General features: G+C 41.2%; 7 protein-coding genes. 4 read left to right on the forward strand and 3 right to left on the reverse strand.

Going from position 1 to position 6,008, the window contains the following annotated elements:
• The first annotated feature begins 34 nt into the window (after nt 1-34).
• The gene (locus QL898_RS10695; protein ID WP_201549533.1) at nt 35-613 is read left to right on the forward strand and encodes a GNAT family N-acetyltransferase; all 579 of its coding nucleotides are present in this window, start codon (nt 35-37) and stop codon (nt 611-613) included.
• Between the two features lie 31 nt (nt 614-644).
• Entirely contained in the window at nt 645-884 is a 240-nt protein-coding gene (locus QL898_RS10700) for a DUF1653 domain-containing protein (RefSeq protein ID WP_201549534.1), read from the forward strand.
• A gap of 79 nt (nt 885-963) precedes the next feature.
• On the opposite strand, the gene QL898_RS10705 is transcribed toward QL898_RS10700, so the two are convergent.
• Nucleotides 964-1,935, reverse strand: coding sequence for an alpha/beta hydrolase (locus QL898_RS10705; RefSeq protein ID WP_290176778.1), 972 nt, complete (start codon nt 1,933-1,935; stop codon nt 964-966).
• Between the two features lie 223 nt (nt 1,936-2,158).
• On the opposite strand from QL898_RS10705, the gene QL898_RS10710 reads away from it, so the two are divergent.
• Nucleotides 2,159-2,827, forward strand: coding sequence for a hypothetical protein (locus QL898_RS10710; protein WP_290176779.1), 669 nt, complete (start codon nt 2,159-2,161; stop codon nt 2,825-2,827).
• A 70-nt stretch (nt 2,828-2,897) separates the two neighbouring features.
• Here QL898_RS10710 and QL898_RS10715 read toward each other — a convergent pair whose 3' ends face one another.
• Entirely contained in the window at nt 2,898-3,647 is a 750-nt protein-coding gene (locus tag QL898_RS10715; protein WP_290176780.1) for an SDR family NAD(P)-dependent oxidoreductase, read from the reverse strand.
• A 73-nt stretch (nt 3,648-3,720) separates the two neighbouring features.
• On the reverse strand, nt 3,721-4,380 hold the full coding sequence (gene upp / locus QL898_RS10720) for a uracil phosphoribosyltransferase (protein ID WP_057761878.1): 660 nt from the start codon (nt 4,378-4,380) through the stop codon (nt 3,721-3,723).
• A gap of 481 nt (nt 4,381-4,861) precedes the next feature.
• Between upp and QL898_RS10725 the strand changes: the two genes are divergently transcribed.
• Nucleotides 4,862-5,428, forward strand: coding sequence for a DNA glycosylase (locus QL898_RS10725; protein WP_356639104.1), 567 nt, complete (start codon nt 4,862-4,864; stop codon nt 5,426-5,428).
• Nucleotides 5,429-6,008 lie beyond the last annotated feature (580 nt).

Consider the following 6,008-nt stretch of genomic DNA (forward strand, 5'->3'; position numbering starts at 1 on the left):
TTGCTCACATCAATAATGGCTTGAGGAGAGATAAATGCTAGAACAGGTTACCTTATCGAGTAATGATATTACCCTTGAGCCATTAACGCTCGCTCATGCCACTGACTTGATTAAAGCTTGCCAAGATGGTGAATTGTGGAAAATAAACGTGACATCTGTACCTGAGCCAGACAAGGTCATTGACTATATCAATGTCGCAGATTCAATGCTTGATAGACAAGCTTTTGCCGTCATTGATGAGCATACTGGCAAAGCGATTGGGTCAACAAGCTTCCATGACATTTTGCCGACTACTAAAAGATTAGAGATTGGCTATACTTGGTATGCCAAATCTTACTGGCGCACGCACGTCAACACGACTTGTAAACTGATGCTGCTCACTTATATATTTGAAACGCTAGAATATCAGACCGTAGGATGGCGTACAGATATTGACAATCATCGCTCGCAACAAGCCATCGAGCGCTTAGGTGCTAAAAAAGACGGTGTGATTCGTGGCAATCGAGTACGCCGTGACGGCGTTATTTCAGATACAGTCATGTACAGCGTCGTTAGCTCTGAATGGGTAGATATAAAACCCAAGCTTGTAGCGAAAGTACAAAGCGTTTATTAATCTTTTAACTATTAATATAAATGAGTGGTTTATGTCTCAACAAAGTCAAAACACGGTAGCCCAAGGCATTTACCGCCATTATAAAGGCAGCCTGTATCAAGTATTGCATGTGGCGCAGCATTCAGAAACTGAGGAATCGCTAGTGGTATATCGTTGCTTATATGGTGAATACGGCGTGTGGGTACGTCCGCTTGCGATGTTTGCTGAAACGGTTACGGTCGATGGTAAGGAAATTCCACGATTTGAATTAATCAAAGCGTTAGCGGATTAATTTTCTGCAAACTGAAATAACAACTCATTGAACAAAGAAAAAGCGACTTTCAAAGTCGCTTTTTTTACGTCTGCTAAAACTAATGACTTCTTAGGAATTGCTTTAAGACATTATAAAATGCCACAGGTGCATCCATCGGTACAGCATGACCTGATGTTGGCAAAATAATACTGTGTGCATTGGGCAGCAGAGTGGTCAAACGCTGTTGCCATTCTGCATTATACAATTGCGAGCGCGCACCAATCAGTAAGGTAGTCGGAATATTGACTGTTGGCAAAACATCTCGGTAATCGTAGGGCAGCGCAACATAAGCTGATAGGCAGCGCAGTTTGTGTTGCCAAGTCGCGTGCTCCATTAGTGAGATTTTGTGCGGTGCCCGATAACTGAGGGCTTTTACCAATAATTGCGAAGGTTTGCTACTGACAGAGAGCAGAGAAAAAGAGCGCTCCATGTCCAATAGATTTACTTTTAATCGATAGGGCAGATGACGGAAGTCAACCACTTGTTCGGCTTGTAGATAAGGAGCAGTGTCGGTAATCAACCGTGTAAATTGCGCAAACAATTCGGTTTGTCGTGTACCAAATACACCGCCACCTTGCCAGTCTGGCTGATTATGAATAATCGGTGCTTGGTCAATATTCAGATAGTGACTCACGCGCTGAGTGCCAAAGCGCTGAAAATACGCCCACATCACCAATGCTCCCATCGATATCGCGGCAACAGGAAAAGCCTCAAAGCCAGTTTCTTTACTTACGTATTCAAATACATCTTGGGTATCCTGTGTATATTGCTCAATAAAATCAAACGTTGGCAACGTTAGATTACTGGCCAAACCAAACCCTCTAAAATGCGGCAAGTAAAAGCAGTAGTGCTGAATGAGTGGTAAAATAAATGGCAAAAATTGCCTCGCATCCATACCAAAAGCGTGCATTAATAGGACAGGTTTACCTTTGCCGATGACAGAGACAGGCAGCAGCGTTCCATCAGCTGTTTGGACAGTAATGGTCTTTAGCTGGTAGGGAGTAGGAAAGGGTATGAGGTCTTTTTTCATAGAGTGATATCTCTTTGATTTTTCAAGCTGTCTCGGTCAATTTAGCTAAAAAAGTATGGCGGTAGAGTACACCGCTACAAAATAGTTATACCGCGAATAAAAGACTGCTATATTAAAGCTGTCGCCTGACCATAGCATAGAATTTCGCTAAGGGTAAAAGCCGTTAGTGAGGATATACCAGTGCGATTTGGGGACTGAAAATTATCGTTGAGGATATAAGTGCATGAGCAGATCAATATTGCCATTACTCGATAGTAGCCTATATCCACAAGTATGGCAGCAGCAGACATTTACCAGTCCGCAGGCGCTTTTGCTATCGATGTTGTCTGCTACTTTGAGTAAGAATGTCACAGTTGATGCCAGTGCTTTTACCAAGCAGTTATTGGCAGACGATGTCTATCAAGAATGGATTAATACTACGGTGTTCGGGCGTTATTTGCATCGTAACTTTACCGCACTTTATCAGCAGACAGAAGACAGTTTTAATACAGATATGCCTGCATTGTTCCGTCAAGAATTAGTACGGCATGCACAGTATTTACCACTTAAACAGGTACTGTTTTTTGCAGGAGATATGCCTAAAAGTGTACGACAGACTAAGACGTTAACCACTACGGTGAATCCAGCAACGGCAATAATAAATGCTCAGAATCTGACCCAAAAGCTGACCGTGAATAATTCAAGGTTAATCATTAATCAGATAACCATCACGGGTAAGCAAGTATTAGGGTTTGCGATACGTCATAACAAGCGCACTAGCGAACGTCTGCGTAACGAGGTGCTGATTTTGGACTTCCAGGATTTGCGTTTGGTCAATGAGCAAGCTATTGAAGACATAAAAAAAAGCAATATAGATGACTCTATATTGCTTCGATCTTATGAACTACGCTAACAGCGTCTGGTGTTGCTAAGTGATATATCAATAATCAACATTGACACTAAAACTAGTCGAGCAGTTAATATTAATCTTGCTTGGCAATCGTCAGTCCATTATAGGTCTGGGCGACTGGCATTACTTCTAGGCGGTTGACGTTAATATGAGCAGGCGACTCAATCAACCATAACAAAATATCACCGATATCTTCACCTGTCATAGTTTTAAAGCCATCATACACCTTGGCAGCTTTGTCATCGTCGCCGTGATAGCGCACGTTTGAAAACTCAGTGCCAGCCACATTACCAGGTTCAAGGTTGGTCACGCGTACTTGAGTACCAATCAGATCCGCTCGCAAGTTTAAACTGAACTGTTTTACAAATGCTTTAGTTGCGCCGTAAACGTTACCACCAAAGTAAGGCCAGCTACCAGCAATTGAACCGACATTGATAATATAACCATTATCGCGCGCGACCATCGCTGGCAAGACCGCATGGGTCAACGCCATCAAGCCTTTAATATTGGTATCAGTCATACGCATCCAGTCATCAAGACTGGCCTTGTGAGCAGGCTCTGTACCTAGTGCCAATCCTGCATTATTGACTAAGACATCGATTTGTTTAAAATCATCAGGCAAGTCAGCAATGATGTACGGGATAGAAGCTGTATCGCTCACATCCATAACCACAGGTAAAAAAGCCTCACCTAAAGTTTCTGCCAAAGCATTCAGTTTATCAAGGCGTCTGGCGCAACCAATCACGCGATGGCCGTTAGCAACCAAACGTTCTGCCAACGCTTTACCAAAACCCGTGCTCGCTCCTGTAATCAATACGTTCATGATCTGTCCTTATTATTGATGTTGTCTGCTGTTGCCATAATTTTGATGACGGCTTTACTTACCCTAATGCGACTTATCTATTTGATAACTGCTTACCAAAAATCTTATCACCAGCATCGCCTAGACCTGGGATGATGTAACCGTGCTCATCTAAATGGCTGTCTAATGCAGCGGTATAGATAGTCACGTCAGGATGCGCTTCATTTACCAAGCGTACGCCTTCAGGTGCAGCCACTAATACCAATGCTTTAATATTAGTACAGCCATTTTTCTTTAGCATCTCAATAGTCGCAACCATTGAGCCGCCCGTGGCTAGCATTGGATCGATGATTAGCGCAGGACGTTTGTCCATGTGGCTCACGAATTTTTCAAAGAACGGGACTGGCTGCAATGTTTCTTCATCACGTTGTAGACCGACCACAGAAATCTTAGCAGTAGGGATCAAATCGAGCACCCCATCAAGCATACCGATACCTGCGCGCAAAATCGGTACAATCGTCGCCGTCTTACCGATAATTTGCTCACCAGTGATTTCGCCACACCAGCCTTCCATTGGGAAAGTTTCGATTTCGAAATCACGGCTTGCTTCATAAGCCATCAAGCGCGCAAGCTCTTTGGTCAATGTACGAAATTTATAAGTACTACAGTCTTTTTCGCGCATAAGGCTGAGTTTATGACGGACTAGTGGATGATCGATTACCGTAATTTTTAAATCGCTGTTTAAGTCACTCATAAGTACTCTCTTGGTTTCTTGTCTGATGCTTGCGCAGTTACTGCGGTTGCTATTAGTATAAAAGATACAAACACTTACCGCACTTTAACCATATCCTTAGCTCATAAATAGTAAAGTTAAACCCTTCACAATCAAACTAATGAACTACTTTACGACAGTGCTAGTTTATCGCAATCACAATATTTGCGTTCACAGCTGCCATCAAAGCCTAAGCAATTCAGGCTAAGTAAAATGATATCGCGCTATTTAAGTCAACTGATTGAACCGACTAAGTTTGACTATATAACATGTTTATAAGTGAGGTAGTGTTTAGACTTGCTATGATACCAAAAAAACCGCTTTTCTGACGAAGAATATCATGACTATAAAAACACCAAGCACTCAAAAAACCACTGATACTGAATCGAAATTGTCTAATGACAAAGCCACAGAGCTTGAAACTCACCCCTTTGAGCCCGTCTTACCGCCCAATGCAACGGTCATGATGATGGGTACTTTTCCACCGACTGCTGATAAATGGGCGATGAGCTTTCATTATCCCAATTTTTATAATGATATGTGGCGGATATATGGCCGAGTATTTTTTGATGATGCTGACTACTTTAGAATAGGCGATGAAAAACGCTTTGACCCTGAGCGCATTCGAGATTTTATGTTTGAACGTGGCATTGCTTCTTGCCCGACAGTAAAGCAGGCCATCCGTGAGACGGGTAATGCTTCGGATAAAAATTTAACGGTAGTCACACCTGTCAACTTAGATGTTATTTTACCGCAAGTACCAAAGGTAGCGACATTGTTCACAACAGGAGGCAAGGCGACCGAAGTACTGCTTGGGTTATTAGACGAGCCAATTGCCAAATCAAAGTATCCAAAAACCAATCAGAATATGGATTACCCTTATCAATGGCAAAGTACAGATAATCAGAAAGCTGATGTGAATAACCTAACCTTATATAGGTTACCGTCGACTTCACGTGCCTATCCGTTATCGTTAGATAAGAAAGTCGCAGCGTATAAAGCGTTTTTTGAAAAAATGGGTAAGTTATAAAGTGCAAATAGAGAAATTGTTGCTTTAAAAGAAGATAAAGCTCAAAGATAGCAAAAGGTATTTATCTAGTAAAGCTAAACGTTTTTGATGTTAGAAAGTATAGTAAATAGCACATCTATAGTCAGTCTTTAAACCTGTTGAAATTAATTAGACGATAACCCATTGAAAGAAATACAGATTTGTTCATCCACTAAAATAACTTTAAAAACATTAATAAAACGGGTTGACACAAAATTTAAACCGTCTATAATACGCACCTCATCAAGACGAGCTGGAGGTAGATAGTGTGTAGATTACACATTAATAACCCAGTTAACCTGATGAGACAAATTAAAAAAAGAAGTTGACAGACTATTAAAACATGATATGATGGTCAGCTCGCTAAATAGGATAAGTCACATTGGCTGACTTATTTAGTTTGAAATACTAGCACTGGACGACAGTGTCAGACATTATTTAAAAGCATAACTAAAGAACAACTTGTGTGGATTTTTGCTGATTCAGAATGCTAAAAAATAAAGTTGACTATCTTTTCTTTTCGGAGAGATTATTAACTATAAAAATTATCATTTAAGACAGC

Origin of the sequence: Psychrobacter sp. APC 3279 (assembly GCF_030407795.1) — a bacterium.
Taxonomy (GTDB): domain Bacteria; phylum Pseudomonadota; class Gammaproteobacteria; order Pseudomonadales; family Moraxellaceae; genus Psychrobacter.